The sequence below is a fragment of the Mucilaginibacter gossypiicola genome, from assembly GCF_900110105.1.
Classification (GTDB): Bacteria; Bacteroidota; Bacteroidia; order Sphingobacteriales; family Sphingobacteriaceae; genus Mucilaginibacter; species Mucilaginibacter gossypiicola.
This window is the reverse complement of record NZ_FOCL01000003.1, coordinates 140,527-159,407: the sequence shown is the minus strand read 5'-3', so window position 1 is coordinate 159,407 and position 18,881 is coordinate 140,527. Positions and strand designations below refer to the sequence as shown.

Genomic DNA, 18,881 nt, shown 5'->3' with positions numbered 1-18,881 from the left:
CAAATCCGAAATCAAATTAATGTTCTGCCCACTCAATTGAGTTAAGGTCGATACCTTCTTTAAACATTTCCCATAGTGGTGAAAGATCACGCAGGTGGGTAACCGCTTTCTTGGTTACTTCAACAGCGTAATCAACTTCCTCTTCGGTAGTAAAGCGGCCTAAGCCAAAACGGATAGAAGAGTGTGCCAGGTCATCAGACAGGCCTAAGCTTTTCAATACGTATGATGGCTCTAACGAGGCAGAAGTACAAGCTGAACCTGATGACACAGCCAGATCTTTCATCGCCATCATCAAACCTTCGCCTTCAACATATTTAAATGAAATGTTAGCAACATGTGGTAAGCGGTGTTCAACGTTGCCATTCACATAACTTTCTTCCAATACAGTTAAAGCTGATTGCAGTTTATCACGTAAAGCCGAAAGGCGTTTTGCTTCGCTTTCCATTTCCTGGCCGCAAAGTTCGCAGGCTTTACCTAAACCAACAATACCCGGTACATTAAGGGTGCCTGAACGCATACCGCGCTCATGACCGCCACCGTCCATTTGAGCGGTAACTTTAACCCTTGGTCCTTTACGGCGTACGTATAACGCGCCAACACCTTTAGGACCGTATATTTTGTGAGCTGATAATGCTAATAAGTCAATACCGTCGGCATTTACATCAACCGGGATCTTACCAACTGCCTGAACAGCATCGGTCATAAATAATGCACCGTGTTTGTGGGCGATAGCCGAAATCTCTTTAATTGGCTGGATAACACCTATCTCGTTGTTGCCATACATGATAGATACCAGGATGGTTTCAGGGGTCATCGCTGCTTCAAGCTGAGCCAAATCAACCAGACCATCTTCTTTAACAGGCAAGTAAGTTACCTTGCCACCAAGTTTTTCAACGTGTTTGCAGGCATCCAGTACCGCTTTGTGTTCTGTAACGGTAGTTATGATGTGGTTACCTTTGTCTTTGTACATTTCAAATACCCCTTTAATAGCAAGGTTATCTGATTCTGTAGCACCAGAGGTAAAGATGATCTCTTTTTCAGATGCGCCTATCAATTTGGCAACCTGTTCGCGTGCGTAATCAACCGCCTCCTCTGCAACCCAGCCAAACGCATGGTTACGGCTTGCCGCATTACCAAATTTTTCGTTAAAATATGGTAACATAGCCTCCAGTACCCTTGGGTCCATCGGTGTTGTTGCATTGTTATCTAAATAAATTGGGATATTCATAGTCCTTTTGAAATATATTAACAAAACAAAGATACGCAAGTTTTTATTGAAATTCAGCTAAAATCCTTCGCAAATAACCAAAGCTGACCAATAATTTACAATATTTGGACATGAACAAAGTGGAGCACATTGGCATTGCGGTTAACAGTGTTAAGTTAGCAGGGGAAATCTACTCCAAATTGCTGAATACACCTGTATATAAAACCGAAACTGTGGAGAGCGAACATGTGGTTACGGCTTTTCTGCAAAGCGGGCCAAATAAAATTGAATTGCTTGAGTCGCTGAATGATGATAGCGCTATAGCTAAGTTTATAGCAAAAAAAGGCGAGGGGATTCATCATATAGCTTTTGAGGTAGATGATATTAATGCTGAAATGCAGCGGTTAAAGGCTGAGGGCTTTGTTTTGCTGAATGATAAGCCTAAACAAGGGGCCGACAATAAGCTGGTGTGCTTTGTGCATCCCAAAAGTGCTAATGGGGTGTTGATAGAATTATGCCAGGAGGTGAGTGTCTGAACTCGAATTTTTTGAATTTTGAGAATTTTTTGAATTTGCTCAGTATTCTGCCCATTCCCTTGATTCAATAAATTCGAGTTCAGACAAAAGGATAGAGAATGTTTAATTGTCTAATATCCAGTTTTATAAATATAATTTTTTATCCGCCTATGAACCATGGGCTATCATTCATAAACAATAATAAACTATTTTTAATTTGCTTTTCCAGTTTTCACTTTTATTATTACATTTGCACCTCTTTTAAGTAAAGTACAGAAGGTAAGTTTATATAATATAATGAAAAAAGATCTGCATCCATCAAACTATAGGTTAGTTGTATTTAAAGATATGTCAAACGACTACTCTTTTATCACTAAATCTTGCATCGATACCCGCGAAACCGTTAAATGGGAAGATGGTAACGAATATCCATTGGTTAAATTAGAGATTTCTCATACTTCGCACCCGTTCTACACCGGTAAAATGAAACTGGTTGATACTGCAGGTCGTATCGATAAATTCCGCTCACGTTACAACAAAAAGTAATTTTTGTTTAAACAATATTTACAAGTCCCGGCTTTGCAGTCGGGACTTTTTTTATTTTTGCGCCATGGCAATTATCCTTTTTGACGATAACGCACACCTGTCGCTGCTGCCCCTTACCTTTACCAGGCCTGTAGCCGATCTTCGCATCGGTATTTTCACCATAGCCGAAAAATGGGGAAAGCATTTAAACAGCGCTTATTCCTTTCATACGCTCGATTACTTAAAAATAAAGTTTCCGGCAAATATCGAAGCCGATAATGTTTTTATTAATGGTGCCGTATGTCCTGATGAAAACCTGGTTGAAGCGATTGATAAGCTGCAAATTGGGCAGGCGTTAAAATACAACGAGCAGCTAATTGCTGTCAGGCTCAATGCCACAGATGCAGAAAGCTTTAATGCCGGTGCCGATTTTACCGATGCGGTAAACTATCCTAACCTTTTTGTATCGATCAAATATCCCGAAGATATTTTCAGGAAGAATGATATTGAACTTCGTAAGGATTTTCAGCTGCTTACCAAAGGGCGCACCAGTGCAGCCATCAGCTCAACTAACGTTGTTATTGGCGGCGATTTTTTTGCAGAAGAAGGGGCTGTTGCCGAGTGCTCTACATTTAACACCACCAACGGGCCTATTTATCTTTCGGCTAATACCGAAGTTTGGGAAGGTACCCATATCCGCGGACCGTTTGCTATTTGCGAACACTCGCAGGTAAAAATGGGTGCTAAAATTTATGGAGCCACAACCATTGGCCCGTATTGCCGTGTTGGCGGCGAGATAAATAATTCGGTGATCTGGGGATATTCGTCTAAAGGTCATGAGGGCTATCTTGGCAACTCGGTTTTAGGCGAATGGTGTAATATCGGCGCTGATACAAACAATTCCAATCTGAAAAATAACTATGCTGAGGTGAAACTTTGGGATTATAGCACACAGCGCTTACGTAAAACGGGCTTGCAATTTTGCGGTTTAATCATGGCCGATCATGCCAAAAGCGGCATCAATACCATGTTTAATACAGGGACTGTAGTAGGCGTGGGTGCCAATGTTTTTGGCGCCGGCTTTCCAAGTCATTTCGTTCCCGACTTTTCATGGGGAGGCGCGCAGGGCTTTGAAGTTTATTTGATGAATAAAATGTTTGAAACCGCGCAGAAAGTTTTTGACCGCCGCGAACACCGTGATTTTGACGAAACAGAGCAAAATATATTAACAACCATATTTAAACTGACGGAGGAGTATCGTCAGTTTTAAATTCGGTGATTGGTTTATTGGGTTGATTAAGTGAGTAGTTGGAAACTCATTACATCATTTGGTCCCCGTTAATAGCCATTCACTTAATCAACTAATCAACCACTCACTAAAAAAATAAAATCATGAGAAAGAAAATCGTTGCCGGAAACTGGAAAATGAACCTTGATTACAATGAAGGTTTAGCTTTATTTTCAGAGATCATCAACATGGTAAAAGATGAGGCTACCGGCACGCAGGAAGCAGTGATCTGCAGTCCGTTCATCCACATTCACAGCCTGGTACAATTATCAAAAGGTTATAGCAAAATAGCTGTTGGCGCACAAAATGCCCACCAGGAAGAAAAAGGCGCTTACACAGGTGAGATCTCTGCTAAGATGATCAAATCTACAGGTGCTGCTTATGTGATCCTTGGCCACTCAGAGCGTCGCCAATACTTTGGCGAAACCAATGCCTTGCTTGCCAAAAAAACTGATACTGCTTTGAAGAATGATCTTCGCCCTATTTTCTGCATTGGCGAAACTTTGCAGGAGCGTGAAGCCAATAAACATTTTGACGTGATCAAAACTCAGCTGGTTGAAGGTATCTTCCACCTTGATGCCGAACAATTTGCAAAATTGGTTATCGCTTACGAGCCGGTTTGGGCTATTGGTACTGGTGTAACTGCTACATCTGCACAGGCACAGGAAATCCACGAGTTTATCCGTAAAGAGATAGCTGCTAAATACAGCCAGGAAGTTGCCGATGCTACTACTATTTTATATGGCGGCAGCTGTAACCCAAGCAATGCTGCTGAGTTATTTGCGCAGGCAGATATTGACGGTGGCCTTATCGGCGGTGCTTCCCTGAAATCCCGCGATTTTACAGATATCGTTAAAACATTTAATTAATACCTGATATGAGACATGAGATTTGAGTATTGAGACAATCTCAAGCTTAATTCCAAACATAATGAGCGTATGTGATGTTTATTGAAAAATAAAATCTCATATCTCAAATCTCACGTCTCAAATCTAAAAAAGCATGAAGCTTTTAAAAGTTCTTTTACCGGTTTTGATTGACTTTGGTGTTTTTTGGGCAGTGGTGTACTTCAATATGCCCAATCACCCTATGCGTATTGGAGAAATTGGTAATGGTAACCTGTATAGCCTCATGGCCTACTTCAGCCTTTTTTGGGGCTTATTGCTTGCCGATGGAATCCTCACTCAATACCTGATAATTATACCACTTTGGAATTGGGTTAAACATAAAGGCGCTTCGGGGCGCTTTATTGCCGGAGCCTGCATTGCCCTTGTTTGTATATTATTTGCCGGAGCCCTAAGCTATATTATATGGTTGCCCGAAGATGGGTATACTCCCTTGTTTAGTTTTTGGTGGTATATGACCGAAATACAAGCTGTTTACTGGATTGTTAACTTTGTTGTACTGTATTTACTCGACAGAAAAAGAGTAAGCAACGACAGCGAACCGCTTGAACCTGAAGTTGCTGGTTAAAATCACTTTACTTGTTGGCGGAAATTCCGTTGAATTTAATGGCAAAAAAATTAAAATGAATTACTACGAACTATTTTTTACTACCATAACAACCGAAGATTACCAGCAGGACCTGCTCATTAATGCTTTGGGTGAGATTGGTTTTGATACTTTTGAAGAGCTTGAACTTGGCTTTAAAGCTTACATTCCCGAAGATATTTTTGACCAGCAGGCGCTTGATGAGCAATTATTGCCTTATAAAGATTTGTTTACATTTAGTTATGAGGTAAATCTTATTCCGCAAAAAAACTGGAACGAAGTATGGGAAAGTAATTTTGAACCTATAAAAATAGGTGATAAGATTTATGTAAGGGCCACCTTTCATGAAACGAAGCCCGAGTTTGATTATGAGATTGTTATAGATCCGAAGATGGCATTTGGTACCGGGCATCACCAAACCACTGCTATGATGCTGGCCCTGATGCTCGAAAATGAGTTTGCCGGCAAAAAAGTGCTTGATATGGGTTGTGGCACAGGTATCCTTGCTATTATGGCCGCCAAGCTGGGTGCTGATGATATTACAGCCATTGATTACGACCAGGTTTGTTATGAAAGTACCATCGAAAATTCGGCATTGAATAATGTAGGTAACATCAAGCCGCTTTGTGGTTCAAAAGAAGTTATCCCAGACGAGCAATACGATACAATCCTGGCTAATATCAATCGTAACATTCTACTCGACCAGATGCAGCGCTACGCCGAAGTGTTAAAAACAGATGGTGAAATCTATTTCAGCGGTTTTTACGAATCACCTGATCTGGATATCATTACCGATGAGGCCCGCAAATACGGTCTCAAATATATTTCCCATAAAAAAGATAAGGAATGGGTGGCTGCTAAGTTTATAAAATAGGAGTCTCAAAGTTTATGTCATTGCGAGGGGGAACGACGAAGCAATCGCATGCTATACAGAGTCGCTCTGCATAGTATGCGATTGCCACGCTTCGCTCGCAATGACATATAATTATTAATACCCCACAGTAAACCTTCTCTTTACAAACTGGTTGTTTTCCAGTTCGTCCAATATAGCAACCGCTAAATCTTCAACAGAAATTTCGTGTTCGTGCTTATCATTAAATACCGGTTCATCGGTGCCTGTACGGTATACGCCTGTGCGGGTTCCGGGGTGGAGATTAATGGCTGGGCTTAGGAATGTCCAATTTAATTCTTCTTCTTTTTTGATGATGTTTAAGTAATCGCGGGCTGCCGTAGCACCCGCTTTCCATTCGGCCGGGAATTGAGGACTATCAACCAGTTGTACGCCAGGAGCTATGTAAAGGCTTCCTGCGCCACCCACAACCAATAAACGTTTTACGCCGGCTTGTTTAGTTGCCTGCTGTATAGCTTCAGAGCCTTTAATAAAGTCATTATACAAATCCGGATTTGTCCAGCCGGCATTAAATGAATTTACTACAGCGTCATGGCCTTTCAAAGCTTCCGTTAATTCATCAACATTATATACGTCGGCAGTTTTGAGTGCTAATCTGGAGTTTTCAATGTCTGTTTTCGGGTTACGGGCAATGGCAGTTACTTCATATCCGCGTTGTAAAGCCTCGGCTAATACTGCTTTTCCTACAAAGCCTGTGGCTCCTATTAGTGCTAATTTCATGATGTTTTGTTTTTTATATTGTAATTAAATTTGTTACAGTTTGTTTTAAATTTTTTTAATCGAATTGATTTACAAAATCAAAAATGGTTATAGTGCTTAGTTTTTTGATAATGGCTGCTTCTACATCATCGGCCAAATGATCAAGATGTGCTCCAATTTGCTTGCCGACAGGGCAGGCGGGGTTAGGCTTGTTTTTAGCCTGGCCCAGTGCAGGAGGCAATTTTACGGCCTTATAAACATCGGCAAGGGTGATTTTTTGCGGCGGAAGAGCCAGGCTGTAGCCGCCGGTTTTGCCTTCTTTACTTTCAATGAGTCCGCAGGCGCGTAATTTGCGCATTTCTTTGCGTACCAGAACAGGGTTTACATTCATACTGCCGGCCACATAGTCGGATGATAATAGTTCGCCCGGCTGCTTGCAAAGCAGGGTTAATACGTGGGTTGCTATTTGAAATTGTCCGTTCATTTATCTGTAATAAAAAATATTACAGTACAAAAATGAAATATAAATTTTAAAAAGAAGAATTTTTTACGCTTTTTTGCGCACTAAATTACAATGGGATGAAAATTCCGCGCCTAAATTATTCGGAAAATACCATGTTACAGGTATGTTTTATAACGATTAATTTGCTTTAATTTAAAGGATTTGCCAATCGCAATAATTAACTACACTTATAAATAAAATTTTACGCAAATTAGTTGATAATTAGCGTGATAATAAATATTATTGTAAAGTAATTAACTTTTGCGAAACCTACACTATTAATTTAACCAAATGAAAACTCTCGGAAAAAAAATCAGATTATTGCGTCATCAAAAGGGGTGGAGTCAGGAGGACGTTGCAAAGAGATTAGATATTTCAATTCCTGCTTTCTCAAAGATTGAGACTGGGATTACGGATATAAACCTGTCAAGACTTGAACAGATAGCTAATTTGTTTGAAATGTCTGTAGTTCAGTTGCTTACTTTTAATGATACCGAGCAGGATCAGAAGTTTGTAAACGAACTGGAAACTGTTAACAAACGGTTAATGGACCGCGAAACTGAAGTAATTGATTTGCAGAAAAAAGTAATTGAACTATTTGAAGAACTTAGACATTCAAAAGTAACCGCATAATTTTTAAGGCCCGGTTTGTGCCGGGCTAATTAAAAATATAACGCATTGTTAAATGCTTTTTGCCAAATGTAGCACCAACTGCTTCATGAATGGCTATCATTTTGTCGTTAAAATCGCCTACCCACGATAATTCAAGTTCGTCATAGCGTTTTAAGGGCAATACATATTCTTTTAATTTTATAAACATTGCCGATTCGAGGCCATGTTTTTGATATTTCTGTTTGGTGCCCATTACAATAGCCCGCATACGCGACACACCTTTCCATCGATAATATAAAAATTTGAGTTTACCTATCAGGTTGAGCTTGCCGTTTAACGGTTTAAGCATTTGGTTGGCATCGGGTAAAATGATCATGAATGAGGCAGGCTCATCATCAACATAAGCAAACCAAATTAAGTTGGGGTCCATTAGGGGCTTCATTTTTTCAAAGCTTTCCATAATGGTGCTGTATGTGATGGGAACAAAGTTTTCGAAGTCTTTCCAGCCGTCATTATAAACCTCAATAAAATCGGCTGCAAATTTTTCTATTTTTTTGATCTCAAAATGCCTGAAATCGTATCCTGGTTTTTTGGCCACCCAATTGGCTATTTTGGTAAACCGCTCGGGGAAGGGCTTATGCGCATCAACATGATTAGTGATCTGTGCATACTGGGTTTTGAAACCATACTCATCAAAAAAGGCCTGGTAATACGGATGGTTATAATTCATGCCATAAGAGGGAGGTGTAAAGCCCTCAACCAGCAAGCCCCAAAAGTTATCATTTTCGCCAAAATTTATAGGGCCATCCATGGCTTGCATGCCGTTTTCTTTAAGCCAGGTTTTAGCAGTATCAAATAACAGGAAAGCTGCTTGCTTATTATTTATACACTCAAAAAAGCCCATACCGCCCGTAGGCTGTTCGTAATTATATGCCTTTTTTTCGTTAATGAAGGCAGCAACACGACCAATCAGTTGGCCGTTATCATCGGTCAGAATCCAGCGGGTACATTTTCCATGCTGGTGGAAATTGTTTTTTGCGGGATTGAATACAGCTTCGATATCATTATCAAGCGGGCAAACCCAATTTTGATCGTCTTTATAAATGATGCGGGCCACATCCAAAAATGATTTTTTTGATGTTTTGTCCTGTATTTCAGTTACTTTCATGTGTTTTGTTGCCGGTAGATAATAAAAAAAGCATCCAGAGGCATAGTCTGAATGCTTTACAAAATACTATATTTCTAAATATTAATAATCGTCTTCGTCGTCGTCATCAAATGACTCATAGCCTCCTCTGCCCAGATCATCATCTAAAGGGCCGTCAAAGTCATCATCATCGTCATCGTACTTCTTCGTTGCTTTTGTTGGCTCCAGATCATCATCCTCCGCATCGTTATCAGAGTCTTGGACCTTTTTGGTGTTCGGTTTCTTTGGCGCTCCCATTGTAATGGATTTTATAAATTAAACTTCGTCAATAATAATAATTAAAATCAGATAAAGAAAAGCGTTTTTTCAAATCTGTTATCCCTATCGATTCAATAGTAAAAATAACTAAAATTGATTTTTTTTGAAAACAGAAATTAAAATTATTCTGATTGTTCGCCTATAGTGGCGTTGTTGTTTGTAAAATCCTTAAGTTGAGGTAATTCCTCAATACTGTTGATCCCAAAATAGTCCATAAACAAATTACTTGTACCATAAAGAATAGGTTTTCCGATCCCTTCCGATTTACCTACTATAGCTATTAGCTCTTTTTCGAGTAGCTTTTGGATCGAATAATCGCAGTTTACACCCCTGATCTGCTCAATATCGGGCTTAGTTACCGGTTGTTTATAGGCGATAATGGCCAGAGTTTCCAAAGCAGCCTGGCTCAGCTTTTTCTTTGAGCGTTGCAGTTGCAATAGGTTAATAACGGCATGGTATTCCTTTTTGGTAAGAAACTGATACCCATTCCCAATCTTCACCAGCTCGATGGCTAAGCTATGGTGCTGATATTTTTCATGGATCCTGCTTATAGCATCGGTTACCTCCTCATTAGTGAAGTCGCGCTCAAAGGCAGCCTGCAGGCAGTACATGATCTCTTCCAACCGGATTGCCTGCTCTGATGCAAAAATTAGGGCCTCTATGTATTGTTCCATTTTTAGTTAGTGGCAGTTGCAGTTTTTAGTTGCAGCTATTTTGTTTTACTGCAACTGCAACTGCTACTAAGGACTTAATAATTTATGATTTGCTCTTCAATTTCAACGGGGATGTCGCGCCACTCGTATCGCTGGGTACGAAGCTGAGGCTCAAAGCCTGCTTCTTTTATTGACTCCTGGATGCCTCTGGCCGTAAACCTGTGTGGGGCACCTGCAGCAGATACAACATTTTCTTCAATCATGATTGATCCAAAATCGTTGGCACCTGCATGCAAACAAATTTGAGCAACCTGTTTACCAACGGTAAGCCATGAAGCCTGGATGTTTTTAACGTTGGGCAGCATAATGCGGCTCAGTGCAATCATGCGGATATATTCATCGCCGGTTACATTATTGGTGATGCCGCGTACTTTGCGCAATAGGGTTCCATCGTCCTGGAAAGGCCATGGAATAAATGCTATGAAACCGTAGTGACCTTCTGGCTTTTCGGCCTGTACCTCGCGGATCCAAACCAAATGCTCAAAGCGTTCTTCAATAGTTTCGATGTGGCCAAACATCATTGTAGCTGAAGTTGGTAAATTAAGCTGATGAGCTGCACGCATTACATCAAGCCATTCTTTACCACCACATTTACCTTTTGATATCAGGCGGCGCACACGATCGTTCAGGATTTCGGCGCCGGCACCGGGTAATGAATCCAAACCGGCTTCTTTCATGGCCCTTAACACCTCAATATGTGGCATGCCTTCTAATTTGGCAACATGCGCAATTTCGGGCGGACCTAATGAATGCAGTTTTAGCTTAGGGTAAAGCTGTTTCAGTTCGCGGAAGAGATCGGTATAAAATTTAAGTCCCAGATCGGGGTGGTGGCCGCCCTGTAACAGCAGCTGGTCGCCACCGTAACGGAAGGTTTCTTCAATTTTCTTTTTATAAGTTTCGATGTCAGTTATATAACTTTCTTCGTGACCCGGGCGACGGAAAAAATTACAGAACTTACAATTGGCTATACAAACATTGGTAGTATTAACATTACGGTCAATTTGCCAGGTTACTTTGCCATGCGGAACCTGTATTTTACGAAGTTCGTTGGCAGTGTACATCAACTCGGCAGTTGAGGCATTGTTATACAGGTAAACGCCTTCTTCAAGCGTTAAAAAATCAAACCGCAACGCGCGCTGCAACAGATCGGCTGTATTCATATCAGGCAAATATACGCAAGTTGATAATTTGATTTCAGCGGCTGTTAAATAATTGACAAAAAAGATAGAAAGGAAGAAGCCGAAAACTCAAGGCCTAAAGCCAAAAGCTTATTATTCCATTGGCTGTCAGCTTTAAGCTTTTTGCTTTTAGCATTAGGCTTCTGATTAAGAAACCACTTTCCCCTTATCCAACCTTAAAACTTTATCAACACTGTTAGGTATTTCATGCTGATAGTGGGTAACATAGATAAGGGTAACATTACCAAGGCTGCAAATGGTATCAACCAAATTTTTAAAATGGAGTTGCTGATGATCGTCCATTCCCTGGCAGGGTTCATCGAAAATTAATAACGCAGGATTTTTGATGAGCGCGCGTGCCAGCAGGCAGAGGCGTTGTGCACTTGCCGGGATGTTTTTGAGTAGCACCCGGGCATACTTTGCAATCTCTAAGGCTTTCATCCATCTTAAAGCTATTTCGGCGCGTTCTTTATTGCTGGGTCTGAAAAGGCCAAGGGTGTCGTAATAGCCGGACTCAATTACCTGTAAGCAGCTGTTATCGGTAGGAAAGTACTGGTGCAATTCTGGCGATACGAAACCAATTTTCTTTTTAATATCCCAGATACTTTCGCCGGTACCGCGTTTTTTATCAAATAAAACAATGTTGTTAGCGTAGGCTTGCGGGTTATCGCCGTTAATCAAACTTAACAACGTTGATTTACCTGCCCCGTTTGGTCCAAGCAAAGCCCAATGCTCTCCGGGATTTATCTGCCAGTTTACATTATCCAGAATTACTTTATCACCATATTTAATATGCACCTCATCCATTTTTACAATGACGTTGTAGGTAGCAGGGTTTTTATCAATATTAAGTAATGCGCTTAGTTCACTGCTATCAATGGTGTCGGTAGTATCTGTTTGAAATAATTCGGGCTTAAAATCCTGTGTTGTGCTTTCATGAATAATAACTCCTTTGCTTAATACAGCAACATGAGTAATAACAGCGGGGATTTCATGAATTGAGGTAGCCATGATAACATTAATACCCGAAGCTGTAATTTGCTCAATAATGCTATTAAATTCTTCACGGGTTTTTACATCCAGCCCGGTTAGCGGGCTGTCAAGCATAAGCAATAGTGGGTTTTTAAGCAATGCAGCAGCCAGCATCAGGCGTTTGGTTTCGCCGTTTGATAGTTTGATGATCTGCTTGCTAAGTAGTGTTTCAAGTCTTAATAAGGAAACCACTTTTTCAGATGTCCAGGATGAATTGTCATGCGAAAATCGGGGCACAGTATTGAGATAGTCTGTAACTGTAAGTGCGTCTTCCGAATCGGATGAATTATAGCGCTGTTGGTAATAAAAGTCTGTAGTATTTGAAAGATTACGGAAATGGTGCTTGGGTTCAACCAGTGCTATCAGTTTATGCGGAGTGGCAATGTCATTCGCGTTAAAAAATTTGGCGTAGTCATGCCAGAAATGATAATCTATTTCGCCGCCTGTAATATTAAAGCGCCCTGCTATAGTTTGTAGCAGAGCGCTCTTTCCAGATCCGCTTTCGCCGATGAGGGCCCAGCTTTCGCCTTTATTTATATTAAAGTTTAAGCCGGTAAATAATGTTGTATTTAAAAAACGTACAGTTGCTTTATTTATTGATAGAAGTGCATTTGTCATAGCTTAGCAAGTAGAGTAGCGTGTAAATGTACTCATCTGGGTTAAAGCCATGAAATTTTTTGCAGATTTACTATTCTGCTTCCTGATGTGTTAAGCGATGCGTTTTAACGTTTCGGTTGTGGTTGGTATTTCGTTTGCCGTTTTATTGAGCCTGTTCCAGGTAGCAAAATCAACGATAAGGGATTTTACCGAATTTTTGCAGGCTTTGTTAGGGCAGGTAAGTACCCAGTATTTTTTATGTTGTTCAACATGGGGCCTTCTGCCGCATTTAATGCAGTTTTTACATTGAATGTTTGGTTGTACCTGTATTATCATAATCGGTGAAAAAAAAGTGTTAACAAATAAATTTTAATTATAACAGTAACATCACCCAACTGTCGGATTAGGTGTAACTTATAACCTTCAATAAACTTTTGATAATCTTATAATGGTTTATAATGTTGCTATATTAACACATGCTGTTAGCATTTGTTTTTCAGGCTACTGTTATTTATAAAAATATTTTTAAGGATAAAGTGCAGTTTTGTAACCATAGTCTATTTTTAACAATGACGCAGTAATTGTATATATCTGTATACAGTAATCATTTTAAAATACCCATCTGCAGTCAAGATTTAACCCGATTAGTTTAATATCAAAAAAGGCTTGATTATTGCATTCCTGTTGCCATAATAATGACCTGGAATAAACCAATCATTAAACTTTATCTATTTAAATATTTATCATGAAAAACTTACATTTTTTACTTTTGGGATTTGTGTTGCTAACATTAAGCAGTTGTTCTGTCATCACCGGAATATTTAAAGCAGGCGCTATCACCGGCATCATAGCCGTTGTTGTGGTAATTGCTGTTATCATCTGGATCATCTCACTTTTTCGCAGCAAAAGTTAATTTCATTTTGGGATATTAATTATACAATTAATTAAACAATTTAATTTTTAATGGGTTTGTTATTGTATAAAAACATCTAATCATGGAAAATACACAAGCAACCGTACAAATTTTAAATGATCTGATACAGATCAACAATGACAGGATTGAAGGCTATCAACGTGCTTCAAAAGATTTACAAGATGGCGACACAGAGCTAAAATCGCTTTTCACAAGACTTATAGGTCAGAGCCAGGGTTATAAACTTGCTTTGGGTACCGAGGTTAGTGCTTTTGGAAAAGATATTGAAACCGGCACTACTACCAGCGGTAAAATACACAGGGCTTGGCTTGATGTGAAGGCCGCTTTTACCGGGCATGATACCCACAATGTATTAGAAGAATGCGAATTTGGTGAGGATGCTATTTTAAAGGCATATCGCACAGCACTCGAAGACGAAAATTTGCCGGCGTATCTCCGTGAAACCATCAGTCAGCAGGAAAGTGAATTGCTTGATGCTCATGACGAGATCAAAACCCTGCGTGATGCTGTGCATTAAATTATTTTGTTAAAAATTTAACAGAGGGGCAGTTTTATAACTGCTCCTTTTTTGTTTTTAATAATAGGGTTTAGTTTGGTTGTTGAGGTATGATGCTGATCTCTTTAACCTGCCAGCTGTTTTTCTCAGCCCAGTCGCCATCTGTATATAACATTTTAACTTCCCAGGCTGATTGTTCCATTTTGCCGCTATCGTTTTCAATCTTTACTGTGGATTGAACCTGGTAGCTATTGGTTGTTGTATCAATGATATATTTAAAACCAGCGTCAGGGAAAACTGCTTTCTCCGGTTGTTTCAATTTTTCTTTAACCAATTGTTTTGATATAGTAAAAGCTTCTTTGGCGTTTGGCTTGTGGTTAAGATGAACTACGCTGTTTTTGCTTATACCCATTACTACGATAATAAATGTTATTGCAAAAACGAGGGCAAAAAGAGTACCTGTACGTATGTGCGGGTGTTGGTGCCAACCAATGTTTTTACGCTCATCGGCACTAAGCGTTTTCCATTCAGAATATTTCATATTTTATTGCTTATCACATTAAGCAATACGAACAGAAATTGTTTGAAAAGTATCAGGCAAAAAAAATGCCCCGGAAAACCAGGGCATTTTTTTAACATAAAAAGTTAAATTACTTTTTAGTAGTGTCTTTTTTAGTAGTGTCAGCAGCAGCAGCTTTAGTAGTATCAGCTTTAGCAGAATCAGCTTTAGTAGTATCAGCAGCCATTTTAGAAGTGTCAGCTTTAGTTGAATCAGCAGAAGAAGCTGAAGAAGAACCTTTACAAGCAGCGAAAGAAACAGCGATAGCTAAAGCTAAAAAGCCTAATTTGAAATTTTTCATGTTTAATTTTTTAAATAAGTGATTTAATAGTTTACACCTTAATACCAGAAATAAAAAAAGGTAACCCATAATTTTAAAAAAAAATTACAAGTCACCTTTTTTATTGATGGATAACTAAAAAATCAATAGAAAAAGATTAAAAATGATATTTAACTGCTTTCTATTTTATCAGAAATAATTATTTCTTGGTGGTGTCTTTTTTAGTAGTATCAGCAGCAGCTTTAGTAGTATCTGCAGAAACTTTAGTTGAATCGGTAACAACTTTAGTTGAATCAACTACAGTTTTAGTAGTATCGCCTTCAGTTTTTTTAGCGTCGCCGCCACAAGCTGAAAAAGAAGCTGCAAGAACTAAAGCTACGAAACCTAATTTGAATGAATTTTTCATTTTTTGAAGTTTTAAAATGTTAATTTTTTGTGATCGTTTGATGATTAATACAATTTATTAAAAAAGGTAACCCATGAAAATTTAACTAATTGTAAATTCTTAGGATTATTAGTTTAATGTGCCCTGTTTCTGCAAGCGGTTTTTTTATTGCAGATTTGCCGGCATAGTTTTTAACATTGGGTTACCTTGTTTAGCTGCCGGTATTAAACGTAAACTAATGCGGCATACAATTGTTACAGGCAATGAAATGTAATGCCAATGTTATTAATTTATTTTAGTTTGATTTTTTTTGATAATAGTGGGTTACAATTTGACCTAAATAGTATTAAGAGTGAATAAAGACTTAAAAGCTTCGGCTCCAACAGATAGTGAAATAGTTCTTGGGATACTGAATAACTCGGAGGTAGTGCTTAAAAGGCTCTATACAACCTATTTTCCGATGATATTGCAGTTGATCATTAACAACAATGGTGATGAGGATGATGCCAAGGATATTTACCAGGAAGCCATTATAGTTCTTTACAATAAGATTAAAGGCGGGGATTTTGAGCTTAACAGTAAGCTTAAAACGTATATATATTCGGTTTGCAGGCGGCTTTGGCTTAAAAGGTTAAGCCAGATGAACCGGTACGGTGGTGATATCAGGGATTTTGAAGAACACCTGCCCGTTGAGGAAGAGATTGACAACCATAGTGAGCGGGATATTCAGTTTGGTAAAATGGAGAGTGCACTCCAATTATTAGGCGAACCCTGTAAAACCATTATGGAGGACTTTTATATTAAAAACAGATCGATGCAGGAGATCTGTGAACGTTTTGGTTATACCAATGCGGATAATGCCAAAACGCAAAAGTACAAGTGCCTGCAAAGGCTGAAGAAATTATTTTTTCAGCAAAAATAAAGGAGATCAAGAGATGAGTGATAACCAACTTACGGAGTTTATTGAACGGTACCTCGACGGTAGCATGACCGCCGAAGAACGCGTTCAATTTGAGCTGCTCCGCAAAAATGATGCGGCTGTTGAAAGTAAAGTTACTGAGCATATTAAGTTTATAGGCCTGCTTAAACAATATGGCGAACGCCTTGAGCTCGAAAATCGCTTAAACGTTATTCATGCTGAAATTGATGTTCATGCACTGAAAGAAGAAGTGATGATCCACCCGGTTTGGATTGTACGTATGTGGCGTAATCACCACTCAAAAATATCGGTTGCGGCTTCGGTGATGATATTTGCCGTGTTGAGTATATTGATTGTTACGGGCAAATTAAGTAACGATAGATCGAAGTACGAGGAATTAAGCCAGAAAATCAATTCGTTAAAAACCGAGGTTGGACATATTGGAGCAGGAGGTCATCCATCAATAGTGAAACCTAAAACGGTGAAGACACCTCCGGCCAATTTCAGAGGAACTGGTTTTGCCTTAACATCAAATGGTTATTTGGTTACCGATTATCACGTGATTAAAAACGCAGATTCGGTTTATGTGCAGAACGCAGCTGGCGAATCGTTTCACGCTAAGGTAATTTATACTGAGCCACAATATGACCTGGCTATATTGCAGATCAACGATTCGACTTTTAAGAATCTCGGCCCTGTACCTTATAACTTGAAAAAAGCTGAAAGTGATTTGGGTGAGAATGTTTATACCTGGGGATATCCCGGCGATAATGTAGTATTTAGCGCGGGCTCGTTGTCATCTGCGGCCGGCTACTCAAACGATACTACGGAATACCAGGTATCGCTACCTGTAAACCCAGGTAACAGTGGTGGCCCTTTGCTTGATGAAAAAGGTAATGTTATAGGCATTATTACCGCAAGGCAAACACAAATGGCAGGTGCCTCGTTTGCAAAGAAATCAGCATATCTGCTGAAAACTATCCAGAATATTCCAACAGATTCATTATCGAAGACGCTGAACCTGAATAATAAAAATATGCTTGCCGGTTTAAGCCGCAAGCAGCAGCTTAAAAAGCTTAAAAACTATGTTTTCATGGTTAAAGTATATAACCAGTGATCAATAGCCCACTCAATAAAAATTAATATATTAAAATGAGAAGAGACGCCGTGAGGCGTCTCTTTTTTTGTGTGTCTGAACTCGAATTTATGGAATTAGATAATGGACAGAATGTAGGAAAAATTCAATAAATTCCTTTAATTCCATAAATTCGAGTTCAGACAACTTGTTACCTATCCACCTCACCCAATACAAAGTCGATAGAGCCTACTATAGCTATCAGGTCGGCAATTAATACGCCTTTTGATAGTTCGGGTAATACCGAAAGATTATTAAAGCTTGGTCCGCGGGATTTTACGCGGGTTGGGATCTCTGATTTACCGTCGGTCATAAAATAGAAGCCAAGTTCGCCTTTAGCGCCTTCGCAGCGTACATAGTAATCCTGAGCTTTGGGAATAGTTTTGCGCGGCATTTTTGCACGGGGATCAAAATCTGGCGTGCGTTTCAGTTCTTTTTGCAAACGGTCAAGGCATTGCTCAACAATCCTTAATGATTGCTCAATCTCATCAACACGTACCTTATACCTGTCCCAGCAGTCGCCAACTTTACCCATCAGGCCTTTACCAATAGGTATCTCAAAATCAATTTCGGGGTAGGCCGAATAGTTATCAATACGGCGCAAATCCCATTTTAAGCCCGATGCACGTAGCATCGGCCCTGAACAGCCATAGTTAATAGCCACGTCAAGTGGTAAAACGCCCACATTGGCGGTGCGCGAAATAAATACCTGGTTATCGGTAAGCAACTGGTTAAGTTCAACCATTTTAGGTTTAAAGTATTCTACGAAATCGCGGCAGCGTTCCTCAAAACCAACCGGAAGGTCATAAAACAAACCGCCAACCCAAATATAGTTATATAACATGCGCGAGCCCGAAGCCCATTCCAACATGCCCATAATATGCTCCCTGTCCCTGAAACACCATAGGAAAGGGGTAAATGCACCTATATCAATACCATAAGTTCCAATAGCTATCAGGTGTGATGCTATGCGGTTTAATTCACAAACCAGTACGCGGATATATTCTACACGTTTAGGGATATCCTTATCAATACCCATCATACGCTCCACGCCCATTACAAAGGCGTGGCTGTTATTCATGGAAGCCAGGTAATCAAGCCTATCAGTAAAAGGAATAGTTTGCTGGTAGGTTAACGATTCGGCATGTTTATCAAAGCAGCGGTGCAGGTAACCGATATGGGGGATCACTTCTTTTACTATCTCGCCGTCGGTAATTAACTCCAGACGTAAAACACCATGGGTTGAGGGGTGCTGCGGACCAACATTAAGGATCATATCCTCAACGCTGGCGTCGGCTATCTTTTTATTGTACCTGAGTAGGGCTTCTTCGTATTTGGGATTCGTAATGACCAATTTTATATTCCGTTAAATTAGTATCCGGCCGCATTGTTTGAGATACACGGCCGAATATCAAAAATCAGCTTTTTTTTTCATTTAT

At 39.6% G+C, this 18,881-nt stretch carries 24 protein-coding genes; 11 read left to right on the top strand and 13 right to left on the bottom strand.

Translation table 11 applies throughout. The features are described 5' to 3' along the window. Positions 1 to 16: 16 nt before the first annotated feature. Entirely contained in the window at positions 17 to 1,228 is a 1,212-nt protein-coding gene (locus tag BMX50_RS10465) for an IscS subfamily cysteine desulfurase (protein WP_091210478.1), read from the bottom strand. A 110-nt stretch (positions 1,229 to 1,338) separates the two neighbouring features. Between BMX50_RS10465 and mce the strand changes: the two genes are divergently transcribed. The 6 genes from mce (at position 1,339) to prmA (ending at position 5,900) form a co-directional block, all read left to right on the top strand. Beyond that, positions 1,339 to 1,743 carry a methylmalonyl-CoA epimerase gene (mce, locus tag BMX50_RS10460; RefSeq protein ID WP_091210477.1) on the top strand — a complete coding sequence of 135 codons (405 nt, stop codon included), beginning with the start codon at positions 1,339 to 1,341 and terminating at the stop codon, positions 1,741 to 1,743. Between the two features lie 276 nt (positions 1,744 to 2,019). Then, positions 2,020 to 2,268 (top strand): type B 50S ribosomal protein L31, encoded by a 249-nt coding sequence (locus BMX50_RS10455; protein WP_090524811.1) that lies wholly within the window; start codon positions 2,020 to 2,022, stop codon positions 2,266 to 2,268. 64 nt (positions 2,269 to 2,332) lie between these two features. Next, complete coding sequence (locus BMX50_RS10450) at positions 2,333 to 3,517, top strand: GlmU family protein (RefSeq protein WP_091210476.1); 1,185 nt, start codon at positions 2,333 to 2,335, stop codon at positions 3,515 to 3,517. 122 nt (positions 3,518 to 3,639) lie between these two features. Then, positions 3,640 to 4,404: a triose-phosphate isomerase gene (gene tpiA / locus BMX50_RS10445; RefSeq protein WP_091210475.1), complete on the top strand. Its 765-nt coding sequence runs from the start codon at positions 3,640 to 3,642 to the stop codon at positions 4,402 to 4,404. Positions 4,405 to 4,537: 133 nt separating this feature from the next. After that, on the top strand, positions 4,538 to 5,008 hold the full coding sequence (locus tag BMX50_RS10440; protein WP_091210474.1) for a hypothetical protein: 471 nt from the start codon (positions 4,538 to 4,540) through the stop codon (positions 5,006 to 5,008). 55 nt (positions 5,009 to 5,063) lie between these two features. Next, positions 5,064 to 5,900, top strand: coding sequence for a 50S ribosomal protein L11 methyltransferase (prmA, locus tag BMX50_RS10435; RefSeq protein WP_091211084.1), 837 nt, complete (start codon positions 5,064 to 5,066; stop codon positions 5,898 to 5,900). A gap of 114 nt (positions 5,901 to 6,014) precedes the next feature. Here the strand turns inward: prmA and BMX50_RS10430 are convergent, their stop codons facing one another. Further along, entirely contained in the window at positions 6,015 to 6,656 is a 642-nt protein-coding gene (locus BMX50_RS10430) for an NAD(P)-dependent oxidoreductase (protein ID WP_091210473.1), read from the bottom strand. Between the two features lie 55 nt (positions 6,657 to 6,711). Further along, entirely contained in the window at positions 6,712 to 7,119 is a 408-nt protein-coding gene (locus BMX50_RS10425) for an Rrf2 family transcriptional regulator (RefSeq protein ID WP_091210472.1), read from the bottom strand. Positions 7,120 to 7,428: 309 nt separating this feature from the next. On the opposite strand from BMX50_RS10425, the gene BMX50_RS10420 reads away from it, so the two are divergent. Beyond that, a complete protein-coding gene (locus BMX50_RS10420; RefSeq protein WP_090524822.1) occupies positions 7,429 to 7,770 on the top strand; it encodes a helix-turn-helix domain-containing protein in 342 nt (113 codons plus the stop codon). A 25-nt stretch (positions 7,771 to 7,795) separates the two neighbouring features. Here the strand turns inward: BMX50_RS10420 and BMX50_RS10415 are convergent, their stop codons facing one another. From BMX50_RS10415 to BMX50_RS10390, 6 genes are all read right to left on the bottom strand, one after another. After that, a complete protein-coding gene (locus tag BMX50_RS10415) occupies positions 7,796 to 8,917 on the bottom strand; it encodes an N-acetyltransferase (RefSeq protein WP_091210471.1) in 1,122 nt (373 codons plus the stop codon). An 81-nt stretch (positions 8,918 to 8,998) separates the two neighbouring features. Next, positions 8,999 to 9,193: a hypothetical protein gene (locus BMX50_RS10410; RefSeq protein WP_091210470.1), complete on the bottom strand. Its 195-nt coding sequence runs from the start codon at positions 9,191 to 9,193 to the stop codon at positions 8,999 to 9,001. Positions 9,194 to 9,336: 143 nt separating this feature from the next. Further along, positions 9,337 to 9,888 (bottom strand): SMC-Scp complex subunit ScpB, encoded by a 552-nt coding sequence (scpB, locus tag BMX50_RS10405; protein ID WP_091210469.1) that lies wholly within the window; start codon positions 9,886 to 9,888, stop codon positions 9,337 to 9,339. Between the two features lie 74 nt (positions 9,889 to 9,962). Beyond that, entirely contained in the window at positions 9,963 to 11,087 is a 1,125-nt protein-coding gene (gene mqnC, locus BMX50_RS10400) for a cyclic dehypoxanthinyl futalosine synthase (RefSeq protein ID WP_091210468.1), read from the bottom strand. A gap of 165 nt (positions 11,088 to 11,252) precedes the next feature. Further along, complete coding sequence (locus BMX50_RS10395; protein ID WP_091210467.1) at positions 11,253 to 12,755, bottom strand: ATP-binding cassette domain-containing protein; 1,503 nt, start codon at positions 12,753 to 12,755, stop codon at positions 11,253 to 11,255. 90 nt (positions 12,756 to 12,845) lie between these two features. Next, the gene (locus BMX50_RS10390; protein WP_091210466.1) at positions 12,846 to 13,070 is read right to left on the bottom strand and encodes a hypothetical protein; all 225 of its coding nucleotides are present in this window, start codon (positions 13,068 to 13,070) and stop codon (positions 12,846 to 12,848) included. 409 nt (positions 13,071 to 13,479) lie between these two features. Between BMX50_RS10390 and BMX50_RS10385 the strand changes: the two genes are divergently transcribed. Further along, on the top strand, positions 13,480 to 13,647 hold the full coding sequence (locus BMX50_RS10385) for a phosphatidate cytidylyltransferase (RefSeq protein ID WP_091210465.1): 168 nt from the start codon (positions 13,480 to 13,482) through the stop codon (positions 13,645 to 13,647). Positions 13,648 to 13,729: 82 nt separating this feature from the next. Then, a complete protein-coding gene (locus BMX50_RS10380) occupies positions 13,730 to 14,185 on the top strand; it encodes a PA2169 family four-helix-bundle protein (protein WP_091210464.1) in 456 nt (151 codons plus the stop codon). 70 nt (positions 14,186 to 14,255) lie between these two features. On the opposite strand, the gene BMX50_RS10375 is transcribed toward BMX50_RS10380, so the two are convergent. The 3 genes from BMX50_RS10375 to BMX50_RS10365 form a co-directional block, all read right to left on the bottom strand. Then, complete coding sequence (locus BMX50_RS10375) at positions 14,256 to 14,705, bottom strand: hypothetical protein (RefSeq protein ID WP_091210463.1); 450 nt, start codon at positions 14,703 to 14,705, stop codon at positions 14,256 to 14,258. 109 nt (positions 14,706 to 14,814) lie between these two features. Continuing rightward, a complete protein-coding gene (locus BMX50_RS10370; RefSeq protein WP_091211083.1) occupies positions 14,815 to 15,024 on the bottom strand; it encodes a hypothetical protein in 210 nt (69 codons plus the stop codon). A 178-nt stretch (positions 15,025 to 15,202) separates the two neighbouring features. Next, positions 15,203 to 15,409, bottom strand: coding sequence for a hypothetical protein (locus BMX50_RS10365; protein WP_091210462.1), 207 nt, complete (start codon positions 15,407 to 15,409; stop codon positions 15,203 to 15,205). 331 nt (positions 15,410 to 15,740) lie between these two features. On the opposite strand from BMX50_RS10365, the gene BMX50_RS10360 reads away from it, so the two are divergent. Together BMX50_RS10360 and BMX50_RS10355 are read left to right on the top strand one after the other, a co-directional pair. Next, positions 15,741 to 16,310 (top strand): RNA polymerase sigma factor, encoded by a 570-nt coding sequence (locus BMX50_RS10360; RefSeq protein ID WP_091210461.1) that lies wholly within the window; start codon positions 15,741 to 15,743, stop codon positions 16,308 to 16,310. A 13-nt stretch (positions 16,311 to 16,323) separates the two neighbouring features. Then, a complete protein-coding gene (locus BMX50_RS10355) occupies positions 16,324 to 17,424 on the top strand; it encodes a S1C family serine protease (RefSeq protein ID WP_091210460.1) in 1,101 nt (366 codons plus the stop codon). Between the two features lie 169 nt (positions 17,425 to 17,593). Here the strand turns inward: BMX50_RS10355 and BMX50_RS10350 are convergent, their stop codons facing one another. Then, on the bottom strand, positions 17,594 to 18,790 hold the full coding sequence (locus tag BMX50_RS10350; RefSeq protein ID WP_394332308.1) for an NADH-quinone oxidoreductase subunit D: 1,197 nt from the start codon (positions 18,788 to 18,790) through the stop codon (positions 17,594 to 17,596). Between the last annotated feature and the right edge of the window lie 91 nt (positions 18,791 to 18,881).